This window comes from Streptomyces katrae (assembly GCF_000966975.1).
Taxonomy (GTDB): Bacteria; Actinomycetota; Actinomycetes; order Streptomycetales; family Streptomycetaceae; genus Streptomyces; species Streptomyces katrae.
Genome location: NZ_JZWV01001591.1, coordinates 1 through 1,945 on the forward strand (window position 1 = coordinate 1; position 1,945 = coordinate 1,945).

At 77.5% G+C, this 1,945-nt stretch carries 1 protein-coding gene; it reads left to right on the top strand.

Translation table 11 applies throughout. The annotated features are described in order from the left end of the window. Positions 1-1,945: type I polyketide synthase (locus VR44_RS39465; protein WP_045952517.1), on the top strand; the 1,945-nt coding region annotated here is incomplete at both ends.

Genomic DNA, 1,945 nt, shown 5'->3' on the forward strand with positions numbered 1-1,945 from the left:
GCCCCGGCCGGTGACGTGGCCGCCGCCGGACTCGTCGACGCCGCACACCCCTTCCTGGGGGCCGCCGTACCCCTCGCCGACGGCCAAGGGGCACTCCTCACCGGCAGGCTGTCCCCGGCCACCCACCCCTGGCTCACCGACCACACCGTGATGGACACCGTCCTGCTGCCCGGCACCGCACTGGTCGACCTGGCGCTCCGCGCCGCCGACGAGGTGTGCTGCGACCGCGTGGACGAACTGACCCTCGGCGCCCCCCTCGTCCTCCACGAAGACGGGGCCGTGCAGCTCCAGGCCGTCGTCGGCGGAGCGGACGCGACCGGGCACCGGACGGTCGGCGTCTACTCCCGCCCCGAGACCGCCGACTCCGCCGAACCGTGGACCTGCCACGCGACCGGCGTGGTCTCCGTCGCCGCCCGAGCAGAGCAGGAGGAGCCGCCCTCCGGCCCGGCCGCATGGCCGGCGCCCGGGGCGGAGCCCCTGGACACCGGCGGCGCGTACGAGCGGCTGGCCGGCCTCGGCCTCGGCTACGGACCGGTGTTCCAGGGCCTGCACGGCCTGTGGCGGCGCGGCGACGAGGTGTTCGCCGAGGTGCGGCTGCCCGAGGAGACCGCCGTCGCCGGCTTCGGGGTCCACCCGGCCCTGCTGGACTCGGCCCTGCACGCGATCGGCCTCGGCGGGCTGCTGCCCGACGCCGGCCGGGCCCGGATCCCGTTCGCCTGGAACGGGGTGAGCGTCCACGCCACCGGCGCGCGCACGCTGCGGGTCAGGATCGTCCCGGCCGGCGCCGACGCGGTGGCCCTGGACGCCACCGACGAGGCCGGCCGCCCCGTGGCCCGCGTCGACTCCCTGGTGCTGCGCCCCGTCTCGGCGCGGCAACTGGCCGAGGCCGGGCGGGCGCACGGACACCAGGACCCCCTCTACCGGCTCGACTGGACCCCGCTGCCCCTCACCCCCGAGGAGCCCGCGAGCCGGCCCGACGGGCAGTGGACCCTGGTCGGCGGGGACGACGGACTGCGGGCGGCCCTGGAGGACTCCGGCCTGGACGTCGGCTTCCGCCCCGACCTGGCGGACCCCGCCGGCGGAGCGGAGGAGGAGGCGCCCGCCGTCCTCCTCGCGACCGTCGACGTCCGGCCGGACCGGGACCACCCCGTCGCCCACGTCCACGCCACCGCCCACCGCGCCCTCGACCTGCTCCAGCGGTGGCTCGCCGACGACCGGTACGCCGGCTCCCGGCTGGCCGTCCTGACCGGCAACGCCGTCGCCGCCAGGGGACGCGGCGAGGAGGACCGGGACAAGGAGGTGGACCCGGCGCAGGCCGCCATCTGGGGCCTGGTGCGTTCGGCGCAGTCGGAGCACCCGGGCCGCTTCGTCCTGGTCGACCTCGACCGCGACCCGGCCTCGGCGCGGGCCCTGCCCGCCCTGCTGGCCTCGGGCGAGGAGCAGTTCGCCGTCCGCGGCGGTACGGTCCTCGTCCCCCGGCTGGCACGGACCGAGCACCCGCTCGTCCCCGGCGGGGCCGGACCCGTCTTCACCACCGACGGCACGGTCCTCGTCACGGGAGCCACCGGCCTGCTCGGCCGGCACGTCGCACGGCACCTGGTGACCCGGCACGGCGTACGCGACCTGCTGCTCGCCGGCCGCAGGGGCGGCGCGGCCGAGGGCATGGCCGCACTGGAGGCGGAACTCACCGCCCTGGGGGCCCGGGTGACCGTCGCCGCGTGCGACGTCGCCGACCGCGAGGCCCTCGCCCGGCTGCTGGACGCGGTACCCGACGGACGCCCCCTGACCGCGGTGGTGCACGTGGCCGGGGTGACCGACGACGGCATCTTCACCGGTCTCACGGCGGAGCGGATCGACCGCGTGTTCCGCCCCAAGGTGGACGCCGCCCTGCACCTGGACGAGCTCACCCGCGACCTGGAACTGTCCGCCTTCGTCCTGTTCTCCT